The 17,879-nt window shown below is 71.1% G+C and carries 20 protein-coding genes; 4 read left to right on the top strand and 16 right to left on the bottom strand.

The genetic code is table 11. The features are described 5' to 3' along the window. Window positions 1-22: 22 nt before the first annotated feature. From ACN26Z_RS01950 to ACN26Z_RS01940, 3 genes are all read right to left on the bottom strand, one after another. A complete protein-coding gene (locus ACN26Z_RS01950; RefSeq protein ID WP_421459724.1) occupies window positions 23-835 on the bottom strand; it encodes an HAD family hydrolase in 813 nt (270 codons plus the stop codon). Beyond that, window positions 835-1,656: an HAD family hydrolase gene (locus tag ACN26Z_RS01945; RefSeq protein WP_282236380.1), complete on the bottom strand. Its 822-nt coding sequence runs from the start codon at window positions 1,654-1,656 to the stop codon at window positions 835-837. The genes ACN26Z_RS01950 and ACN26Z_RS01945 overlap by 1 nt, the downstream gene beginning before the upstream one ends. 175 nt (window positions 1,657-1,831) lie before the next feature. Beyond that, window positions 1,832-2,545, bottom strand: a complete 714-nt coding sequence (locus tag ACN26Z_RS01940; protein WP_282236381.1) for a hypothetical protein — start codon at window positions 2,543-2,545, stop codon at window positions 1,832-1,834. A 153-nt stretch (window positions 2,546-2,698) separates the two neighbouring features. Between ACN26Z_RS01940 and ACN26Z_RS01935 the strand changes: the two genes are divergently transcribed. The 3 genes from ACN26Z_RS01935 to ACN26Z_RS01925 all read left to right on the top strand — a co-directional run bounded on the left by ACN26Z_RS01935 (window position 2,699) and on the right by ACN26Z_RS01925 (window position 4,395). After that, the gene (locus ACN26Z_RS01935; protein ID WP_093410831.1) at window positions 2,699-3,130 is read left to right on the top strand and encodes an OsmC family protein; all 432 of its coding nucleotides are present in this window, start codon (window positions 2,699-2,701) and stop codon (window positions 3,128-3,130) included. 142 nt (window positions 3,131-3,272) lie between these two features. Then, complete coding sequence (locus ACN26Z_RS01930; RefSeq protein WP_170863629.1) at window positions 3,273-3,611, top strand: metallopeptidase family protein; 339 nt, start codon at window positions 3,273-3,275, stop codon at window positions 3,609-3,611. Between the two features lie 67 nt (window positions 3,612-3,678). Beyond that, entirely contained in the window at window positions 3,679-4,395 is a 717-nt protein-coding gene (locus ACN26Z_RS01925; RefSeq protein ID WP_093410827.1) for an AIM24 family protein, read from the top strand. A 66-nt stretch (window positions 4,396-4,461) separates the two neighbouring features. Here the strand turns inward: ACN26Z_RS01925 and pheA are convergent, their stop codons facing one another. The 4 genes from pheA to ACN26Z_RS01905 form a co-directional block, all read right to left on the bottom strand. Continuing rightward, entirely contained in the window at window positions 4,462-5,418 is a 957-nt protein-coding gene (pheA, locus tag ACN26Z_RS01920) for a prephenate dehydratase (RefSeq protein WP_093410825.1), read from the bottom strand. A gap of 9 nt (window positions 5,419-5,427) precedes the next feature. Beyond that, window positions 5,428-5,934 carry a hypothetical protein gene (locus ACN26Z_RS01915; protein ID WP_232511463.1) on the bottom strand — a complete coding sequence of 169 codons (507 nt, stop codon included), beginning with the start codon at window positions 5,932-5,934 and terminating at the stop codon, window positions 5,428-5,430. 178 nt (window positions 5,935-6,112) lie between these two features. Next, a complete protein-coding gene (locus ACN26Z_RS01910; RefSeq protein WP_093410823.1) occupies window positions 6,113-6,571 on the bottom strand; it encodes a PAS domain-containing protein in 459 nt (152 codons plus the stop codon). A gap of 167 nt (window positions 6,572-6,738) precedes the next feature. Continuing rightward, complete coding sequence (locus ACN26Z_RS01905; RefSeq protein WP_093410820.1) at window positions 6,739-7,479, bottom strand: hypothetical protein; 741 nt, start codon at window positions 7,477-7,479, stop codon at window positions 6,739-6,741. Between the two features lie 163 nt (window positions 7,480-7,642). On the opposite strand from ACN26Z_RS01905, the gene ACN26Z_RS01900 reads away from it, so the two are divergent. Continuing rightward, entirely contained in the window at window positions 7,643-8,860 is a 1,218-nt protein-coding gene (locus ACN26Z_RS01900; protein ID WP_396887407.1) for an arginine deiminase, read from the top strand. 51 nt (window positions 8,861-8,911) lie between these two features. Here ACN26Z_RS01900 and ACN26Z_RS01895 read toward each other — a convergent pair whose 3' ends face one another. The 9 genes from ACN26Z_RS01895 to ACN26Z_RS01855 all read right to left on the bottom strand — a co-directional run bounded on the left by ACN26Z_RS01895 (window position 8,912) and on the right by ACN26Z_RS01855 (window position 17,855). After that, on the bottom strand, window positions 8,912-9,796 hold the full coding sequence (locus tag ACN26Z_RS01895; RefSeq protein WP_421459721.1) for a DUF5926 family protein: 885 nt from the start codon (window positions 9,794-9,796) through the stop codon (window positions 8,912-8,914). An 86-nt stretch (window positions 9,797-9,882) separates the two neighbouring features. After that, window positions 9,883-10,329 (bottom strand): ATP-binding protein, encoded by a 447-nt coding sequence (locus tag ACN26Z_RS01890; protein ID WP_093410814.1) that lies wholly within the window; start codon window positions 10,327-10,329, stop codon window positions 9,883-9,885. Window positions 10,330-10,362: 33 nt separating this feature from the next. Beyond that, a complete protein-coding gene (locus tag ACN26Z_RS01885) occupies window positions 10,363-11,820 on the bottom strand; it encodes an ATP-binding protein (RefSeq protein ID WP_421459719.1) in 1,458 nt (485 codons plus the stop codon). Window positions 11,821-11,880: 60 nt separating this feature from the next. Next, window positions 11,881-12,672, bottom strand: coding sequence for a glycerophosphodiester phosphodiesterase (locus ACN26Z_RS01880; protein WP_282236386.1), 792 nt, complete (start codon window positions 12,670-12,672; stop codon window positions 11,881-11,883). Between the two features lie 10 nt (window positions 12,673-12,682). Next, window positions 12,683-13,018, bottom strand: a complete 336-nt coding sequence (locus tag ACN26Z_RS01875) for a rhodanese-like domain-containing protein (protein ID WP_093410808.1) — start codon at window positions 13,016-13,018, stop codon at window positions 12,683-12,685. A gap of 80 nt (window positions 13,019-13,098) precedes the next feature. After that, entirely contained in the window at window positions 13,099-14,037 is a 939-nt protein-coding gene (locus ACN26Z_RS01870; RefSeq protein ID WP_421459717.1) for an LCP family protein, read from the bottom strand. 196 nt (window positions 14,038-14,233) lie between these two features. Next, complete coding sequence (locus tag ACN26Z_RS01865; protein ID WP_421459715.1) at window positions 14,234-15,421, bottom strand: LCP family protein; 1,188 nt, start codon at window positions 15,419-15,421, stop codon at window positions 14,234-14,236. A gap of 171 nt (window positions 15,422-15,592) precedes the next feature. Further along, entirely contained in the window at window positions 15,593-16,816 is a 1,224-nt protein-coding gene (locus tag ACN26Z_RS01860) for an LCP family protein (RefSeq protein ID WP_421459713.1), read from the bottom strand. Between the two features lie 64 nt (window positions 16,817-16,880). Further along, window positions 16,881-17,855: an NAD-dependent epimerase/dehydratase family protein gene (locus tag ACN26Z_RS01855; RefSeq protein WP_421459711.1), complete on the bottom strand. Its 975-nt coding sequence runs from the start codon at window positions 17,853-17,855 to the stop codon at window positions 16,881-16,883. Window positions 17,856-17,879 lie beyond the last annotated feature (24 nt).

Genomic DNA, 17,879 nt, shown 5'->3' with positions numbered 1-17,879 from the left:
GTCGCGCGTCGCAGCCGACGGCTCAGTCCGCCCCGAAAACCTTCTCCAGGTACGCGGCCACCCCGTCGGACGAGTTCGCCGGGGCGACCTCGTCGGCGACCGCCAGCACCTCCGGATGCGCGTTGGCGACCGCCACCGCCCGCCCTGCCCAGGTGAGCATCGGCAGGTCGTTGGGCATGTCACCGAAGGCCAGCACGTCCGGCGCGGCGACACCGAGGCGGTGGCAGTACCAGGCCAGGCCCGCCGCCTTCGTCACCCCGGCGGCCGAGATCTCCACCAGCCCGGAGTGTGAGGAATGGGTGGCCTCCGCGAGCCCGGTGAGGGCGGCGGCGACCAGTCGGGTGAACCGGTCGGGGTCCTGCTCACCGGCCCGCGCCAGCAGCTTCACCGCGGGGGCCGACAGCAGTTCCTCGGCGGTCTGCACCGCCCGGATCGCCTCGTCGTCGGCGTCCCACCGCAACGGGTAGTGCGCCTCGTGACGCATCTCGCGGCCATCGACGATCTCCACGGCGAGGCTCACCTCGGGTACCTCGGCACGCAGGCGTCGGACCACCTCGGCGAGCAGTTCCGGAGCCAGCGGGTCGGCCCGCAGTACCTCGTCGGTGCTCGGGTCGTAGACCACCGCGCCGTTGGCGCAGACCGCCGGCAGCGGCTCGGCCAGCTGGTCGTACACCAACCGGAGCCAGCGGATCGGCCGGCCGGTGACCAGGACGACCGGCGTGCCCTGGGCGGAGATCCGGGCCAGCACGTCGGTGGTGCGGGCGCTGAGGGTGCGGTCGTCGCGCAGCAGTGTCCCGTCGATGTCGCTGGCGACCAGGTGCGGCGTGGAATCCATCACCGGGACAGTAGCCGGTCGAGATAGATCGCCACCCCGTCGTCGTCGTTGCGCAAGGTGACCTCGTCGGCGACCGCGCGCAGGCTCGGGTGGGCGTTGGCGACGGCCACCCGACCCCAGCCGGCCCACTCGAACATCGGCAGGTCGTTGGGCATGTCACCGAAGACCAGCACGTCCGCCGGGTCCACCCCGAGGGTCTGTGCGATGACGCTGAGCCCGGAGGCCTTGTCCACGCCGGGCGGGCAGATCTCGATGAAGCCCAGGCCCGCCTGGGTGAGGGTGGCCAGATGCGGCGGCACGATCTCCCGGGCGACGGCCAGCAACTCGTCCACGTGGTGATCGGCGGTACGCGCGAATGCCTTGATCACATCGTCGGCGAGGCACTCCGTGCGGCTGCGCACCTCGAACGCGTCCTGATAGGGCCACGCGGGGTGGTAGTCGCCCCAGAGCGGCGCCTCATGCTCATCCGACGCCTCCACCATGACCGTCAGCGGGCCGACCGCGGCCTCCAGTTCAGCCAGCAGGACGGCTAGCACCTCGCTGGAGAGGCGCTCGTCCCGCAGCACCACCGGCCCCTCCGGGTCGCTCTGGTCGACCACCCGGCCGCCGCCGGCCAGCACGAGGAAATCGGCGGCGCGGATGTCGTTGCGGGTCAGTTCGGTCAGCCGAGGGCCGCGACCGGTGGCGCCGACCACCGGGATACCAGCGGCGCGTACCCGGTCGAGCACCTCGTGGGTGAAGGCCGACACGGTGTCGTCGCTGCGGACGAGCGTCCCGTCGAGGTCGGTGGCGATCAGCTTGGGCAGTCCCGGGCGGGTCATGGTTCCTCCTTCGCCCGCCGCCGTCGCGACCAGCCGTTCACCTCGTCGATCGGCGACCCGGCGTGACGGCGGGCAGCAACCGTACCTCGCACAACCGGTCGCAACCATGGCTTCCAGGCGAATCGGGTGCCAACGGGCGACACACCGGAGGTGACCTAGTCACCGGGTTCGGTGTTCAGTCGGTCGGTGCCTCCCGGGCGAAGGGCACCGTCGGTGTGACGGTTATGTCCGCAGGTGGGCGTTCCCCCTCCGGCTCCGCGTCCATCGACGGCCGTCGGCCGCGCCGTCGCGGGCCGTCCGACCCCGGCCGGGCGTCAGCCGGTCCGGGAGAGGTCCGGAGGAGCGCAGCGGCGAACAGCCCGACGGCGACGAAGCCGGTGATCAGACCGCGCCCGTACTCGACGTCGAAGGTCAGTTCCGGGTTCAAGTACATTCCCCGGCCCAGGGTGTCGTCGAGTGCCGTCGCGGTCGTCGCCAGCAGCGCGAGCACACCCGCGGCGAGTGCCAATCCGGCCACCCGGGCATTCGCCCGGACCGCGTCCGTACCGCGCACCGCGAGCGCCACCGTGGCACCGAGCGCGAGCAGCCCGACCAGGTATGCCGAGCCCAGCCCGAGGTCGGAGATGCCGCTGGTCACCTGTAGCGGGGTGTCCGGATCCGGCCCGCCGTTGGGGATCGTGATCGTCGACCACTCGCCGAGCAGCGACGCCAGAGCCGCCACCGCGCCGAGCCCGGCCAGCAGCACCGGCACCCGGTGGTCACCGCCGAGGCCACCGAGAGCCCGCCGGAACCGGCCGGTTGCCGGCGACTCGTCCTCCGCCCCCCACTCGATGACGCTGGCACCGTCGGTGCGGTCGTCCTGACGGGGAATGGGGAGGTCGTGGGTCATCACTCACCCTCTCCTGATGGCCGGGACGCGCGTCCGCCGCGCCACGAGGTCCGGGTCGCATCATGACACAGCCGGGTCGCGACGCCGGGGAACAGCCACGCGGCCGGGGGCGGTCGGTCGCCTGCCGGCCCTCGGTGGACTAGCGTCAGGTGCATGCCTATCCGTACCGCTTCCGCACGCTGGCAGGGCAACCTCACCGAGGGGTCCGGCACCATCCGCACCGGCAAGGGCGGGCTGGAGGGGAACTACTCCTTCAAGTCCCGTTTCGAAGAGGGTGAGGGCACCAATCCCGAGGAACTGATCGGTGCCGCGCACGCCGGCTGCTTCTCGATGGCCTTCTCCAAGGCGCTCGCCGACGCCGGCACGACGCCCACCTCCGTGGAGACCACCGCCAAGGTGCACCTCGACAAGACCGACGCCGGGATGACCGTGACCCGGATCGAGCTGGACACCGTCGGTGCGGTGCCCGGCATCGACGAGGCGCAGTTCGCCAAGCTGGCCGAGGCCGCCAAGCAGAACTGCCCGATCTCGCGCCTGCTCTCCCCCGGCGCCGAGATCACCCTCACCGCTCGCCTCACCTCCTGACCTACGCCCAGCCCACTCCACTCCCATTTCGCGCCGATCTTGCACTTTCGGTCTCCGTTACGCGGCTTCTGTGCCGGTTTGCGGCGACCGGAAGTGCAAGATCGCGGATGGGGTGGGGGAGAATGGGAGCGTGGCGGTCGAGATGGAGCGGGAGCGGTTCGAGGAACTGGTCGGGGAGGCGCTCGACGAGGTTCCGGAGGAACTGCTGGCGCTGATGAGCAACGTGGTGATCCTGGTCGAGGACGACCCGCCGCCCGGCGAGGATCTGCTCGGCCTGTACGAGGGGCACGCGCTGACCGAACGCGGCTGGGACTACGCAGGCGTACTGCCCGACCGGATCCTCATCTACCGCAACCCCATCCTGCGCATCTGCCACAGCGACGAGGACGTCGTCGACGAGGTGGCCGTGACCGTGGTGCACGAGATCGCCCACCACTTCGGCATCGACGACGCGCGCCTACACGAGCTGGGCTGGGGTTGACGTCTGCGTCCGGGGTTGCGGGCTGGCCCTACCGTCTCGGCCAGGTACGGCGAGTACGGGAGGAACCATGCGCAGCGAGCTGTTCTCGGCGGCGAATCTGGAGCAGGAGTCGACGCAACCCGGCATGCGGTTGCAGAACTCCAAGATGTTGAAGATCGAACTCGACGGTGAGGCGATGGCCCGGGTCGGTTCGATGGTGGCGTACCAGGGGCAGGTGCAGTTCCAGGCGCTCGGCTCCGGTGGGCTGGGCAACTTCCTCAAGCAGAAGCTCACCGGCGAGGGTGTGCCGCTGATGAAGCTCACCGGACGCGGCGACGTGTTCCTGGCCGACTTCGCCAAGGACGTGCACGTCATCGACCTGGAGCCGGGCGACGCCCTCTCCATCAACGGCTCCAGCGTGCTGGCCTTCGACGCCACGCTGCGCTACGACATCAAGATGGTCGGCGGGGCGGGCATGGCCTCGTCCGGCCTGTTCAACTGCGTCTTCACCGGGCACGGCAGGATCGCCGTCACCACCCGGGGAACGCCGGTCGTGCTCAACGTCGACGCGCCCACCTACGTGGACCCACAGGCCGCCGTCTGCTGGTCGGCGAGCCTACAGACCGGCTACCACCGGGCCGACCAGATCGGGCTCGGCACGCTGCTGGGCCGCACCACCGGTGAGGCGTACACGATGAGCTTCGCCGGCCACGGCTTCGTCGTCGTCCAGCCCTCCGAGGAGCCACCGATCATGGGCAGCGGCCAGCAGGACCAGGGCGGTGTGCTCGGCGGCCTGTTCCGGTAGGCCGCGGCGCGCCGGGCTCGCGCGCAGTCGGGGCCCGGCTACGCCGGCCGGCGGCACCCGGGTCGCTCAGGTCAGCTCGCCCGCGCGTAGGCGGGCGAGCCAGGCGGCAGCATCCGTGTAGTCGGCGTCGGAGAGGCCCGCCGGGGCGGTCACCGGCCGTACCGGCGCCGATCCGTCCCATCGGTGCCGGGGGTACGAGCCGAGGAAGCGTACGTCGGCGCAGACCCGACGTAACCCCTGCAACGCCTCACCCAGCCGGACGTCCGCGACGTGACCGGTGCAGTCGAGGAAGAAGACGTAGCGGCCGAGGGCCTCGCCCGTTGGTCGGGACTCGATCCTGGTCAGGTTGACGCCCCGGACCGCCAGTTCCATAAGCACGGACAGCAGCGCGCCCACCCGGTCGTGCGCGATGTAGACGGCGAGCGACGTCACGTCGTCGCCGGTGGGCGGCGGAGGCGGACCGGGCCGCGACAGCAGCGCGAAGCGGGTCACCGCGTCGGGATGATCGGCGATCTTGTCGGCCAGGACGGCGAGCCGGTGCCGGGTAGCGCCGATGGGTGCGCAGATGGCCGCGTCGTACTCACCGTTTGCCGCGCCGGCCGCCGCCGCTCCGTTGGACAGCACGTCCACCACGACCGCGTCGGGCAGGTGGGTACGCAGCCAGCCCCGGCACTGGGTGGACGCCTGCGGGTGTGCGGCGATGCTGCGCACCGACGGCAGCAGGGTTCCCGCCCGTGCCCCGAGCACGAACTCCACCGGCAGGATCACCTCCCGGGTGATCACCAGCGGCTCTCCCTCGGCCAACTCGTCGAGGGTGACCCCGACCGCGCCCCCGATCGAGTTCTCCAATGGCACCAGAGCCGCGTCGGCCTCGGCGGCGCGGACGGCCTCCAGCGCCTCGCCGACGCTGCGGGCCGGCGTGCGGCTGCCCCGCTCGGCAGCGGGCACGGTGCGTAGTGCCTGCTCGGCGAAGGTGCCCTCGGGCCCGAGGTAGACGAAACGGGTCGGCGGCGTTCCCGGCATGCCTTCAGCCTACGCACCCGGAGTCGGCGACGGGCCCGACGGACCGCCACCGTCACTGCCACAGGCCAGGGTCTGGATGCCGGCCGGGCTGGCGACCCGCACCTCGGCCGTGCACACGTCGGTACCGGCGGTCACCAGGCGCAAAGATCCGGACCGGTCCCGGCTGACCACCTGGAGCGGTTCGTATCCGGAGACGTCGAGGGTGGTCAGGTGCCAGTCGGCGGCACACAACGGACCGTTGCGGACGCTGACCCGAGCGCTGCCGGGCAGCAGCCCACGACGGCCACGTACCAGCTCGATGATCTGCTTCCCGGACGGCTCGCCGGGGCAGGCCACCGCGACCAGTCCCGGGTCGGCCGACGGCGTGGTCGGCACGGCACCCGGAAGTGCACCGAAAGACGGCGTGGCGGAACTGGTGGGGCTGCTCGTCGCCCGGCTGGGCGGCAGGGTCGGCAGACCGCCGCTGTCCCGTACCTCCGGGGGTGCGCCACATCCGACGGCCAACACGATCAGCACGGCAAAACCGATCAGCCGGCCGTGCCGCCGGCACGGTCGGAGGAAGACCCCGGCAGGGGACCGGAAGCCAGCGGTGGGCCGATCGGGGTCCACGGGGAACGGCGAGGTGGGCGGCACGGGGTGGTCCTCAGGGCGGGAACTCTGGATGGCAGGTGGCCGAGCCCATGGTAGGAGGAAGTCAGACCTCGGAGAAGAAGGTGAGGGAGCCGGCCACTGTGCCGTCGGCGACCACGGGAGTGGAGATGGCGTCCACCGTCGCATCGGCCGCGTCCTCCGTGGCCGCCTCGATGCGTAGCAGGCCCCGGGCCAGTCGGCCGGAGGTGAGCGCCAGCAGCGGGGGGATCTTGTCGATCTCGGGCTCGGCCAACTCGCCCCGGTAGGCGGTGAAGTCGAGCAGTCGCAGCCCTCCGTCGAGCAGCGGCAGGCCGATCACGTCTTCCGGCGCACCCAGTTGGAGCAGCTCGCAAGCGGCGGTGGAGACGGCCAGCACCCGGGTCTCGGCGTCGATCAGCAGGCAGGGTTCGTCGGCGCTGGAGACCGTCGCCGACCACCGGCCGATGTTGTCGCACTCCGGCTCTGGCGGTGTCTCCCCGGAGGGCGCGAACACTTCCGAGAGCGAGAGTTCGACGTGGGCCACCGAGCCTCCTATGCACACCGACGGTACGTCCACGCTAGCCGGTCGCGGCAGCGACCGCCGACCGCGTTGGGCGTACGGTGCCGTCGGTGTTGATCAGTGCCCGGTCGGCGACGGCGCGGGCCGGCGGGAGCTGAGCCGTGCCCGGCCGCGTGGCGTCGCCGCTGACGTTACCGGCGGCCGGTCGGCTTGTCAGCGGCCATTCGGCCGTCCTCGTACCACCGGTAGTCCGCAGCCGGCGGGTAACCGCTGTCGCCCCAGGTGCCTGGGTGCTGCGCGACCCGGGACAGCTTCTCGGCGGTGGCCGGGCTGATCCGGTTTCCGCCGGCCACGAGGAGCCGGTCCAGCTCCCGGTGGGTCGCCATGAGGCAGTCCTTCGGCAGACCGTAGACGCTGATCACCCCGGAGCCCACGAAGGTGAGCACCGGGGTCACCGGGATCGGGTGGCCGACGGCCGCGGTCAGCGCCTTGCTCGCCCGTCGGGCGTCGCGACGTGCCTCGGCCACGTAGGGCGGGCGCTTGCCGTTGATCTGCACCACGTCACCGGCGACCAGGACGCGGGCCCGGCCGTGGTCGGCGATGGTGACGGCGAAGAGCCCGCTCGGGCCGATGGCCAGGAACCCGGCCCGGTTGTCCGCATGGTCGTCGAGGAGGGCATCGGCCACGTCGGTGCGGGGCCAGTCGATGACGTGCCAGGCCGGCCCGAGATGGTCGAGTTGACCGAGAGCGCGGGCACCGGCCGCTTCCAGCCGTCGCGCCCCCCGCTCCGCCCGGCGGCGGCGGGCCCACTCCAACGGAGACGGGCGAGGAGCTGCGACCACCCCGGGAGACTCGACCCGGGGGTGCGGTACCGCCACTGGCGGCAGCGCCCTGGCGGACGGTACGGCTCGACGTGCGGGGAAGACAGTCATCGCGACCTCCGGCAAAAGGTCCCTCGAAGTTACGTTCTCACTACCCTACGTTGCCAGTCCCGGTGGTCGGCAAGCCGGAGCGCCGGAATGACTGTGGATGAATGCCATATTCACCCACGGTTGTTTTACCGGATGCCGCCAAACCCTGCCCTACGCTGCGGGGGTGAGCCACCACGTGGACAGTGAGGTCGGCCGGCTCGGCACCGTCCTTTTGCACCGGCCGGGGCCGGAACTCGCCCGGCTGACCCCGCGCAACAACGATTCGCTGCTCTTCGACGCGATCCCGTGGGTGGGTCGGGCGCAGGAGGAGCACGACGCCTTCGCGGGAGCCCTGCGGGAACGCGGTGTCGAGGTGCTCTACCTGACCGACCTGCTCACCGAGACGCTGGCCGTGGCGGAGGCCCGGACGGAGCTGACCGACGAGGTGCTCAACTCGCCCCGGCTCGGCGACACCCTGCGCGCGCGGGTCGCCGCACATCTGGCGTACCTCGACCCGGCCGCGTTGGCCAGTGTCCTCGTCGCCGGCCTGGCCCACGAGGAGTTGCGGCTCGGCCGGGACCGCCGGGGTGGGCTCGTCTACACCCTGATGGACCGCCACGACTTCATCATCGACCCGCTGCCCAACCTGCTGTTCACCCGCGACTCGTCACTGTGGATCGGCGACCGGGTGGGTGTGACGAGTCTGGCGATGCCCGCCCGGCGGCGGGAGACCACACTTACCGACGCGATCTACCGTCACCATCCCCGGTTCGCCGGCACCGAGTTCGTCTACCGCCCGGGCCTGGAGCCCCTGGAAGGTGGGGACGTGCTGCTGCTGGCACCCGGCGTGCTGGCCGTCGGGGTCGGCGAGCGGACGACACCCGCCGGCGCCGAGCGGCTCGCGCGTCGGGTCTTCGCGGCCGGGCTGGCGCACACCATCCTCGTCGTACCGATCGCCCAGGAACGGGCCACCATGCACCTGGACACGATCTGCACGATGGTCGACGTCGACGCGGTGCTGATGTACCCGAACGTGGCCAGCAGCCTGTCGGCGTACACCGTCATCGCCGGTGCCGACGGTGCGGACCCGCGGGTCGACGGGCCGGCGCCGTTCCTGCGGGCCGCTGCCGACGCGATGGACCTGGACCGGCTACGGGTGATCGACACCGGGCTCGACCCGGTGACCGCCGAGCGGGAGCAGTGGGACGACGGCAACAACACCTTGGCGCTCGCGCCCCGACTCTGCGTCGGCTACGAGCGCAACGTCGAGACCAACGCCCAGTTGGAGCGGGCCGGCATCGAACTCATTCCGATTGCCGGCTCGGAGCTGGGCTCGGGGCGCGGCGGCCCCCGCTGCATGTCCTGCCCGCTGCTGCGGGAGCCGGGCAGGGCACCTTCCTGACGGCCGGGTGGAGCAGGTGCCCGGCGGGCGAATCAACAGTCGGGGTCGCGGTCAGCGCAGGGTGAGCTGGCGGCCGAGCAGCCCCTGGCGGGACCGGCGGGCGTCGGCGTCGAGCGGGCCGGTCTCGGCCAGGGCGTCGGCGTACCGCTTGGCGAAGTCGGCGACCGGCTGCTCCCAGTCACCGGCCGGGATCTCCTCGGGCAGGTCCCAGACCGGCACCAGCCGCCCGTGGGCGCGGAACATGCCGGCGAACCGGGTCTGGTCGCCGAGGGTGAGCGAGCCGGCCGCGCCGAGCCGGGCCAGCGCGTCCAGGGCGGCCTCCTCGGCCTCGGGCAGCACCCAGCGGACGTGGGCCTTGTCCGTCACCTGGCACCAGTACGCGGCACGCGCGGCGGTCAGTCGCACGGTGGGATAGATCGCCGCGTTGGCCCGCTCCAGGGAAGCCCGCACGGTCGGGTCCTCGGCGGCCGCCGGGGCCAGCCAGAACTCGAAGCCCTCGTGCAGGCTGATCTCCAACGGCCCGTCGACCAGGATGTCCTGCAACCGGGAACCGGGGCCGGGCAGCGGCGGCACCGCGACCTGGGCACCGGGGGCGGTACGCAGTGCGCAGAGCAGCGATTCGGCCAGGTCACGGGAGACGTCACCGGACTGGAGATGACGCTGGAGCCCGATGAAGATGTGGCCGTCCTCCCGGCTCATCGCGGGGGCGGCCATCGGCAGCACGGTGGCCAGCGTCACCGGCCGGTCGCCGTGCTCCTCGACGAGCGCCGGGGCGAGCCGCAGCGGCGCGGAAGCGGCTGGCACCAGCTCCCGCAGGGCGATCCACTCGGGCTCGTCCACCAGCCCCTCGAAGGGCCGGGGCACGAAGACGTCCCGGACCCGTTCCCGCTTGCCGGACGCAGCGGCGGCCCGCTGGTTCTTTCGACGCTTGCTCACGGCGACACAGCCTAGCGGGTGACACAGGCGCCGGAGCCCTCTGGTGGAGGGTGGGGCCGGACCCGACAACCGGTCGACCGACCGGCTCAGCCGGAGGTCACCAACGCCGTCTGGTCGGCGACCGGTTCGAAGTCGGCCCAGACGCTCTGACCGAGACCGTCGCGCTCCACGCCCCAACTGGTCGCCAGGCCGGAGACGATGTGCAGGCCCCGACCGTCGGCCGCGTTCGGGTCCGGCGGGCGGATCCGCGGGCCACCCGACGCGCCGCCGTCGGTGACCCGCAGCCGGAGCTGCGGCCCCTCGGGAGCGTGGCGCAGCCGCCAGGCGACCCGGACCACGCCGCCCGGCAGCGGGTCGGCATGCCGGACCGCGTTACCCACCAGCTCGGCCAGGACCGCTACCAGATCCGCCAGCATCGCCGGGGAGACGCTGCCGGCCAGCTCGGCGGCGAGCCGGTGCCGGGCGATCCGCGCCCCACTGGCATGGTGCGGCACCACCACGCACCACGCCCGTTCGACAGCTGTCGTCGCCACCTCTGCCCCTCTTTCGCCCCGTGACCCCCACTGTCACCTGCGGGGCAGCCGCACCTCTGCGACCGTACCCCCACCATTTCTCGGGCGAAGGAATACCCACCCATTCTGTTGTTCAACGATCCGGCGCACGAGATAGAGGCCGAGACCGGTGCCGGGATAGCGACGTCGGTCGCCGGAGTCGCCCTGCCAGAACCGGTCGAAGGCCCGTTCCACGTGCTCCGGGCGTACGCCGATGCCCCGGTCGCTGACCCGGAAGCAGACGGTCTGGCCGTCGGCACCGGCGGCGACGTCGATCGGCGAGTCGGGCGGGGAGTACTTTCCGGCGTTTGTGACGAGTTCGGTGAGCACGGTGGCCAGGCTCTGCCGATGGCCGATCGCCCTGGGCAACTCGGCCGGCACTTCAAGGGTGATCCGCCGCCGCAGGTCCGTGGGCAGGTCGGCGATCGCGACCCGGAGCGTCTCGGTGAGGTCGAAGGGCGCTGGCGGCCCGTCGCCCGGCCACGCCTCGGCCGCTGAGGCGAGCAGCCGGTCGAGCAGCCGGGCCAGTTCGTTGGCCCGCTGGCCGATCACCCGGGCGGCCTGCCGCCGGTCGGTATCGCTCAGCGACTCCCAGTGGTCGGTGAGGGTGTCCGCGTAGCCCTTGATGACCGTGACCGGGGTACGCAACTCGTGGCTGGTGACCGCGACGAAGAGATCCCGCTCGTGGTCGTGCCGCTGCTGGTCGGTGGTGTCCCGGAAGCTCACCACCCGCAGGGCGCCGGGGCCCGGCAGCTCACCCGAGGTGATCCGCAGCCAGCGCCCGCTCGGCAGGCGATGATCGAGGACCTGCCCGGAGGGCGGGAGCGGAAAGGGCAGCGGCTGGTTGATCGCCTCCGCGGTGGACCGGCCGGTCACCTGCGCGGCGGCCGGATTCCAGAGCCGGACCGTGGCGTCCCGGTCCACCACGGCCAGACCGTCGGCGAGCGCCGCGACCACCGGACCGTCGCCGTGCACCGGCAGGCCGCTCTGATCGCCGTACATGTGGGCGATGCAGGAGCCGAGGTAACCGACCACGCCACGGTGCTCGGCTGTGGGTTCCTCGTCGCCAGCGAGGTAGAGGGCGTGCAGGCTGCCGACGGTGTGGCCAGCGATCTCGGCCCGGGAGACGACCATCCGCCGCAGGCCGCGCTGGGCCAGCTCGCTGGTGAGCGGGTTGGTGAACTGGTCGGTTCGGACGCACTGCACCCGGGGGCCGGCGAGCAGGCAGCTGGTGACCGGATCGTTGGCCGGCAGCGGCCGGCCGACGGTCCACTCGGCGGCGCCGGTGGCGGCGATCACCCGGCCGCCGCTGGGCGCGAACTCCACGAACGCCATCCCGGCGGCACCGAGTGCCGGCTGGGCCACCCGGAGCAGCTGGGTCAGCACCGGCAGACCCGCGTCACCGGAGTTGATCATCTCGATGACGGCTGTGTGCCCGGCGATGAGAGCGGAGTAGTCGGTGCGGTCCGGCATGACCCCGAGTCTGCCTGCCGTCCGCGTTCCCGGGCACCCCCGAGCGGCCTCAGGCTCTGACTACCTGTGCAACCGGGCGAGAGTCTGCGCCGGGCGGTCGGTGATCACGCCGTCCACCCCCGCCGCCAGCACGAGGTCGAGATCGGCCGGCTCGTTCACGGTCCAGACGTAGACCTGGTTGCCGGCTGCCCGCAGCGCCGGCACCAGGGCGGGACGGGCGCGGACCAGCGCGATCCCCGGTCCGGCGATGCCGGCACCGAACGGCAGCCGCCCCATGGGCAACCAGCGAGGCAGCACCTCCAGCAGGAGCACGGTCGGTAGCGCGGGGGCCAGTGCCCGGATCCGGCGTACCGCCAGCGGGGAGAACGACATCACGGTGACCCGTACGAGTGCGTCCGGGTGCGGGTCGACCAGACCGTACCGGCGCAGCAGGGCGACCAGCCGCCGCTCCACGTTGCCGCCGTAGCGGGACGGATGTTTGGTCTCCACCAGCAGCCGGACGGGCCGACCGGCGGCCAGCACCGCCGTCAGCAGCCGTTCGAGGGTGAGCAGTCGGGTGTGCGAATCGTCGAGCACCTCGTCGCCGTTGGCCGGAACACCTCCTGGATGCCAGGAACCGAAATCCAACTGCTCCAACTCGGCGAGCGTCCGGGCACTGACCAGACCCCGGCCGTTGCTGGTCCGGTCCAGCCGCCGGTCGTGTACGCAGACCAGGTGCCCGTCGCGGGTCAACCGGACGTCGCACTCCAGCCCGTCGGCACCCTCGTCGAGAGCGCGCAGATAGGCGGCGAGGGTGTGCTCGGGCAGGTCGTACGAGGCGCCACGGTGGGCGAAGACGAGGGGTCCGTCCACGGCTCGCTTCCTACAGGACCCGGCCCGGCTGCCCGTCCGAGCCGACCACCGGTCGACCGGCCGCCGCCCAGTCGTCCATCCCGCCGGCGACGTTGCTCACCTGCTCCCAGCCGTTACGCAGCAGATACGCGACGACCTGAGCGGAGCGACCGCCGGAGCGGCAGATGACGGCCACGTCCCGGTCGGTCGGCACCTCGGCCAGCCGGGCCGGTAGTTCCATCATCGGCAGGTGGTGGGCGCCCGGGGCGTGACCAGCGCGCCACTCGTCGTCCTCCCGGACATCGAGCAGGTACGTCTGATCGTTGATCTCGGGAACGGTCACGGTGGGTATCTGAGGTCCGAACACGGGTACCAAGCCTAGAACCTCGTGGGGCGGCGGCCCGCGACCGGACGGCGTTGCCCCGGCGGGCCCGGTCCCCGGGCCGGTCAGAGCCGGGTCACCCAGCGCGGATGCGCACCGGCCCACTCCGACATCCGGCTGCCGCGCACCGCCTCGAACAGCCCGTCACCCTCGTCGTCGAGCCGGACGTAGGACACCTGGTCGATCATCTGGGGGTAGGACGGTACCTGCACGCCCCGTAGCCCGTCGGTGGCCAGTCCGTGCAGCGCGAGCAGCAGGTCCTCCACCGGCACGCCGTTGGTGTCCAGGGTCAGGGAGCCGCCGACGGCCCCGATCAGCCGGTGCAGCCGTACCGGGTCGGTGCGGAGTCGGGTCTCACCGGCCTGCGCCAGCATCGCCCCCAACAGCTGTTGCTGGTGGGTCTGCCGGTCGTAGTCGCCGCCCGGCAGGTCGTAGCGCTGGCGCACGTAGTCAAGCGCCTGGTCGCCGTCCATCCGCTGGCAGCCGGGACGGAAGACCCGGTCGGTGTGGATCGACTTCACCTCGTCGCGTACGCACATGTCGACCCCGCCGAGCAGGTCGATCACGTTCCGGAGACCGGCGAAGTCGACGAGTGCGGCGCCGTCGAAGCGGATGCCGGTGAGCCGGGTCAGGGTGGCCGAGAGCAGGTGCGCACCGGGCCGGCCGCCGCCACCGTACTCGTACGCCGTATTGATCTTGTCCTCACCGCCGGGGTAGCCGCCGCCCGGCGGGATCGTCACCAGCAGGTCGCGCGGCACGGAGACCAGATAGCCCTCGCGTAGCCCGGGCGGCACGTGCACGATCAGGATGGTGTCGGTGCGCTGCTCGGATCCGGCGTCACCGGGCCGGCGGTCCGAGCCGACGAGCAGGTAGTTGAGCGGGCCGTCCAGGTCGGTACGGTCGGCGCGGGCGCTCGGGTCGAGCAGCTCCGCCCGGGTCATGGTGCTCTCGTACCGGTCGGTCAGCATCCGGAGCCCGACCACCGCGACCGTGGCCAGCAGCATCGCCGCCAGCCCGATACCGAGCAGTACGCGAGGCCACCGCGGTCGCCGGGTACGCGCGCCCGGTGCCCGCTCTCCGCTCGTACGCCTCCTGGCCGTGACGTTCCTCCCGCGAACCTGACGTGAATCTGACTCACATCAGGCTACGGAAGTGTCACGAAGAGTGACGGTGGTTTCGGCTATCGCGCTGCCCCACCCGTCACTTCCGTGAAGAGATCACCTCGGGGTTGTAGAAGACGAACTCGGCGAGCTTGTCCTTCCGGACCGCCTGGAACATGTCCAGGGTCTGCTCGCTGAGCGCCTCGGTGCCGTTGCCCTTGGCGTTGTACGTGCCGCCGTTGGTCTTCAGCATGATCAGCTCGTTGCCGGTCACTCCGCGCATGGTGAAGACGAAATCCTCCACCGGCACGCCACCGGTGTCCAGGATGAACGCCTTGCCGGCCGCCTTGATCAGCTCGTTCAGCTTGACCGGGTTGGTCAGGCTCCCGTTCTGGGTGGCCTTCTTGGCCATCGCCTTGATCAGCTGCTGCTGGTTCTGCTGGCGGTCGTAGTCGCTGTTCTTGAGGCCGTACCGCTGGCGGGAGAAGTCCAGGGCCGCCCAGCCCTCCATCTCCTGGCAGCCCTTCTTGTGCACCACCGGGGTACGCGACTTGCCGGTCTTCTTGGCGTCCGCGTTCCACATCGGCTTGCCGTCGACGTACGACATGTGGATCGAGGTGACCTCCTGCTTCGGGCAGATGCGCACCGAGCCGAGGGCGTCGATGACGTTCTTGAAGCCGCCGAAGTTGATGATCGCCGCACCGTCGAAGCTGACCCCGGTCATGCCCTTGATGGTCTGCGCCATCAACTGGGCGCCGCCCTCCCAGCCGCCGCCGTTCTGGGCACCGGCCTGGAACGCGCCGTTGATCTTGCCGACGCCGCCCGGGTAACCGGTCTTCTCGAACGCCGGGATCCGCGCCTCGGTGTCCCGCGGGATCGAGATCAGGTACGCCTGGTCGTGGGTGGCCGGGATGTGCAGCACGATGATGCTGTCCGCGCGTACGTCGTCCGCCGCCCACCGCTCCCGGGCGTCGACCCCCAGCAGCAGCATGTCGATCGGACCCTTGAGATCGGCCCCACCCTCCGCGGAGGTCTTACCGGCCTCACCGAGCAGGTTGCGCTGGGAAATGCTGCCGGTGGCCTGACTGATCAGCGCCTTGCTGCCGACGATCGCCACACCGCTGGTCATCATCAGCGCGGCACCGAAGATCACGGTGAGCCGGGCCCAGAGCGGATCCTTGCGCCGGCTGCGCTTCTTGCCGGACTTGCCGGGACCCTCGTTCGTGCGGGTCGGCGGGGCGGCGGACGCACGCGGCGGCTCAAGCAGGGAGGGGCTGTGAACCGGCATGCGTGCTCCAGCTCGTGTACGCAGAAGGGGGCGGGAACACTTTACGTTCGCATTCCGGTGCTGGCGAGTTCGTGTGGTGTCCAGTTCACGTTCTCCGCCGCGTCATCCTGCTGGTTTGGCCGATCGTCCACAACTAAGTGGACGATCGGCCGTTCCGGTGGTCGCTGGTGCTCAGCCGTTGCCGTTCGTCGGCTGCTTGTTGGCCTGCATCCAGTCGGCCATCGTGTCCGCAGCCATCGCCCGGTACATGGTCAACGCCTTCTCCCGGTCCGAGACGACCACCGACTCGCCGTTGATGGTCTGGCTGCCCAGGTGCGGGCTGGTGACGAAGGTCAGGTTCTCGCCCCGCAGGTTGCGGAACTGCACCGCCATGTCGGTGAGCGAGAAGCCCTGGTCGACGGTGACCGCTTCGGTGACCGACTGGAGGAAGGCGTTGAGCTTCTTCGGGTTGGTAAGCGTGCCCGAGCTGGCCGCCTTGTCCATCAGCGCCCGCAGGAAATCCTGCTGGTGGCGCATCCGGGCGAAGTCGCCGTCCGGGAACTGCTTGCGCTGGCGGATCCAGTCCAGGGCCTCGGTGCCGTTCATGTGGTTGGTGCCCTTGGTGAACTTCCGGTACGGCTTGTGGATCGAGGTGATGGTCCGCTCCACCTCCAGGTCCACCCCGCCGAGGGCGTCGGTGACCTGCTTGAACCCGGCGAAGTCGATGGCCATCACGTGATCGATGTGCACGTCGGTGAAGCACTCGACAGTGCGTACCGCCAGGGGCAGTCCGCCGAACGCGAAGGCGGCGTTGATCTTGCGTCGTTGGCCCGTCTCACATCCGGCCCCGGCGCTCTCCGGAATCGGCACGTAGAGATCCCGCGGGATGGAGACGAGGTACGCCTGCTTGTGGTCGGCGGGGATGTGCATGACGATGATCGTGTCGGCCCGCCACTCGCCGGCCCGGTCCATCGGCGCGTCCGGATCCCGTGAGTCGGTGCCCACCATCAGGATGTTCAGCGCGCCGTTGACCGCCTTCGGCGGCCGGTCACCGGTGATCTCCGAGAATGGGTCGGTCCGCGCCATGTTGTTGTCGAGGCTGCGGGCGTAGAACCAGGCTCCCGCGCCGCCGATCAGGGCCAGCACCAGCACGGCGACCCCGGCCACCAGCGCGATGCGACGCCAGTGCGGTCGGCGCCGCGGTGACGGACCGCCGCCCGACCCGCCCGGACCCAGCGGACCGCGTGGTCCTCCCGCGCCGCCGGCCGGACTCGGCTCATCGTCGTACGCCGGGTGCCACCGGGTGTCGGCCGGCGGGTTGGCTCGGCTTCCGCGTCCCGGGCCCGGCACCGCTGCCCGGCCGGCGCTGCGGTGCAGGCGGAGGGCCGGTAGCGCGGCGGGAATGGCTGCTGACATGTAACTCAATGTACGCAGCACGAGCCAGTCCCGCCCCTACCGAGCGGTGCGCGGTCGGTGTCGACTACCCCAGCCGCTGGCGGAAGTGGTCGATGGTGCGCCGCAGTCCCTCCTCGGGAGCGACGGTGGGCTCGTAGCCGAGTGCTTCGCGGGCGAGGGTGAGGTCCGGACGGCGCATCTCCGGGTCGTCGGCACTGCGCGTGACGTAGGTCACCTCGGACCGGCTGCCGCAGAGTGACACGATCGTCTCGGCCAGCTCCCGCATGCTCATCTCGTGCTCGGTGCCGCAGTTCACCGGCCCGCTCTCGGTGGAGTCCAGCAGCAGCAGGATGCCCCGGACCAGGTCGGCGACATAGCAGATGGAACGGGTCTGGTTGCCGGTCCCGTGCACGGTGATCGGCTCGTTGCGTAGCGCCTGGGAGATGAAGGTCGGGATGGCCCGCCCGTCGTCCGGCCGCATTCTCGGCCCGTAGGTGTTGAAGATCCGCACGATCGCGGTGTCCACCCCGCGACTGCGGCGGTACGCCATCGTCGCGGCCTCCGAGAACCGCTTCGCCTCGTCGTAGACGCTGCGAATGCCGATCGGGTTGACGTTGCCCCAGTACGTCTCCCGCTGCGGGTGTTCCTTCGGGTCGCCGTACGCCTCGGAGGTGGAGGCCATCAGGAACCGGGCGCCGTCGGCGGCGGCCCGCTCCAGCAGGTGCAGGGTGGCCACCGAGCCGACCCGAAGGATCTCCACCGGCAGCTTCTCGAAGTCGGTCGGGCTGGCCGGTGAGGCCATGTGCAGGATGGCGTCGAATCGTTCCGCCAACGCCGGATGGCTGGGCAGGCCGTCGGCGATGTCGGCTTCCACCAGGGTGAAGTTCGGCGTGTCGAGCAGGTGCGCGACGTTTTCCTTGGACCCGGTGACGAAGTTGTCGAGGACGACGACTGTGCAGCCGCGTTCGATCAGGGAATCCACCAGGTGCGACGGAACAAAACCGGCGCCGCCGGTGACCAGGATCCGATGACCGGGACCGAAGCGCTGCTCAACCTTCATGACTGGTCAGCCTAAAGCAGCGGG

This window comes from Verrucosispora sp. WMMD703, from assembly GCF_049178935.1.
GTDB lineage: Bacteria > Actinomycetota > Actinomycetes > Mycobacteriales > Micromonosporaceae > Micromonospora > Micromonospora sediminimaris.
This window is presented reverse-complemented; position numbering and strand designations above follow the sequence as displayed.

Excerpts from the sequence above, each read along its gene's own strand:
- ACN26Z_RS01865 (WP_421459715.1), bottom strand. The coding sequence starts at position 15,421 with ATGCCGGTTCACAGCCCCTCCCTGCTTGAGCCGCCGCGTGCGTCCGCC.
- ACN26Z_RS01930 (WP_170863629.1), top strand. The coding sequence starts at position 3,273 with ATGGAGCGGGAGCGGTTCGAGGAACTGGTCGGGGAGGCGCTCGACGAG.
- ACN26Z_RS01870 (WP_421459717.1), bottom strand. The coding sequence starts at position 14,037 with ATGCTGCTGGCCACGGTCGCGGTGGTCGGGCTCCGGATGCTGACCGAC.
- ACN26Z_RS01925 (WP_093410827.1), top strand. The coding sequence starts at position 3,679 with ATGCGCAGCGAGCTGTTCTCGGCGGCGAATCTGGAGCAGGAGTCGACG.
- ACN26Z_RS01860 (WP_421459713.1), bottom strand. The coding sequence starts at position 16,816 with ATGTCAGCAGCCATTCCCGCCGCGCTACCGGCCCTCCGCCTGCACCGC.
- ACN26Z_RS01940 (WP_282236381.1), bottom strand. The coding sequence starts at position 2,545 with ATGACCCACGACCTCCCCATTCCCCGTCAGGACGACCGCACCGACGGT.
- ACN26Z_RS01905 (WP_093410820.1), bottom strand. The coding sequence starts at position 7,479 with ATGACTGTCTTCCCCGCACGTCGAGCCGTACCGTCCGCCAGGGCGCTG.
- ACN26Z_RS01935 (WP_093410831.1), top strand. The coding sequence starts at position 2,699 with ATGCCTATCCGTACCGCTTCCGCACGCTGGCAGGGCAACCTCACCGAG.
- ACN26Z_RS01885 (WP_421459719.1), bottom strand. The coding sequence starts at position 11,820 with ATGCCGGACCGCACCGACTACTCCGCTCTCATCGCCGGGCACACAGCC.
- ACN26Z_RS01950 (WP_421459724.1), bottom strand. The coding sequence starts at position 835 with ATGGATTCCACGCCGCACCTGGTCGCCAGCGACATCGACGGGACACTG.
- ACN26Z_RS01855 (WP_421459711.1), bottom strand. The coding sequence starts at position 17,855 with ATGAAGGTTGAGCAGCGCTTCGGTCCCGGTCATCGGATCCTGGTCACC.
- pheA (WP_093410825.1), bottom strand. The coding sequence starts at position 5,418 with ATGCCGGGAACGCCGCCGACCCGTTTCGTCTACCTCGGGCCCGAGGGC.
- ACN26Z_RS01945 (WP_282236380.1), bottom strand. The coding sequence starts at position 1,656 with ATGACCCGCCCGGGACTGCCCAAGCTGATCGCCACCGACCTCGACGGG.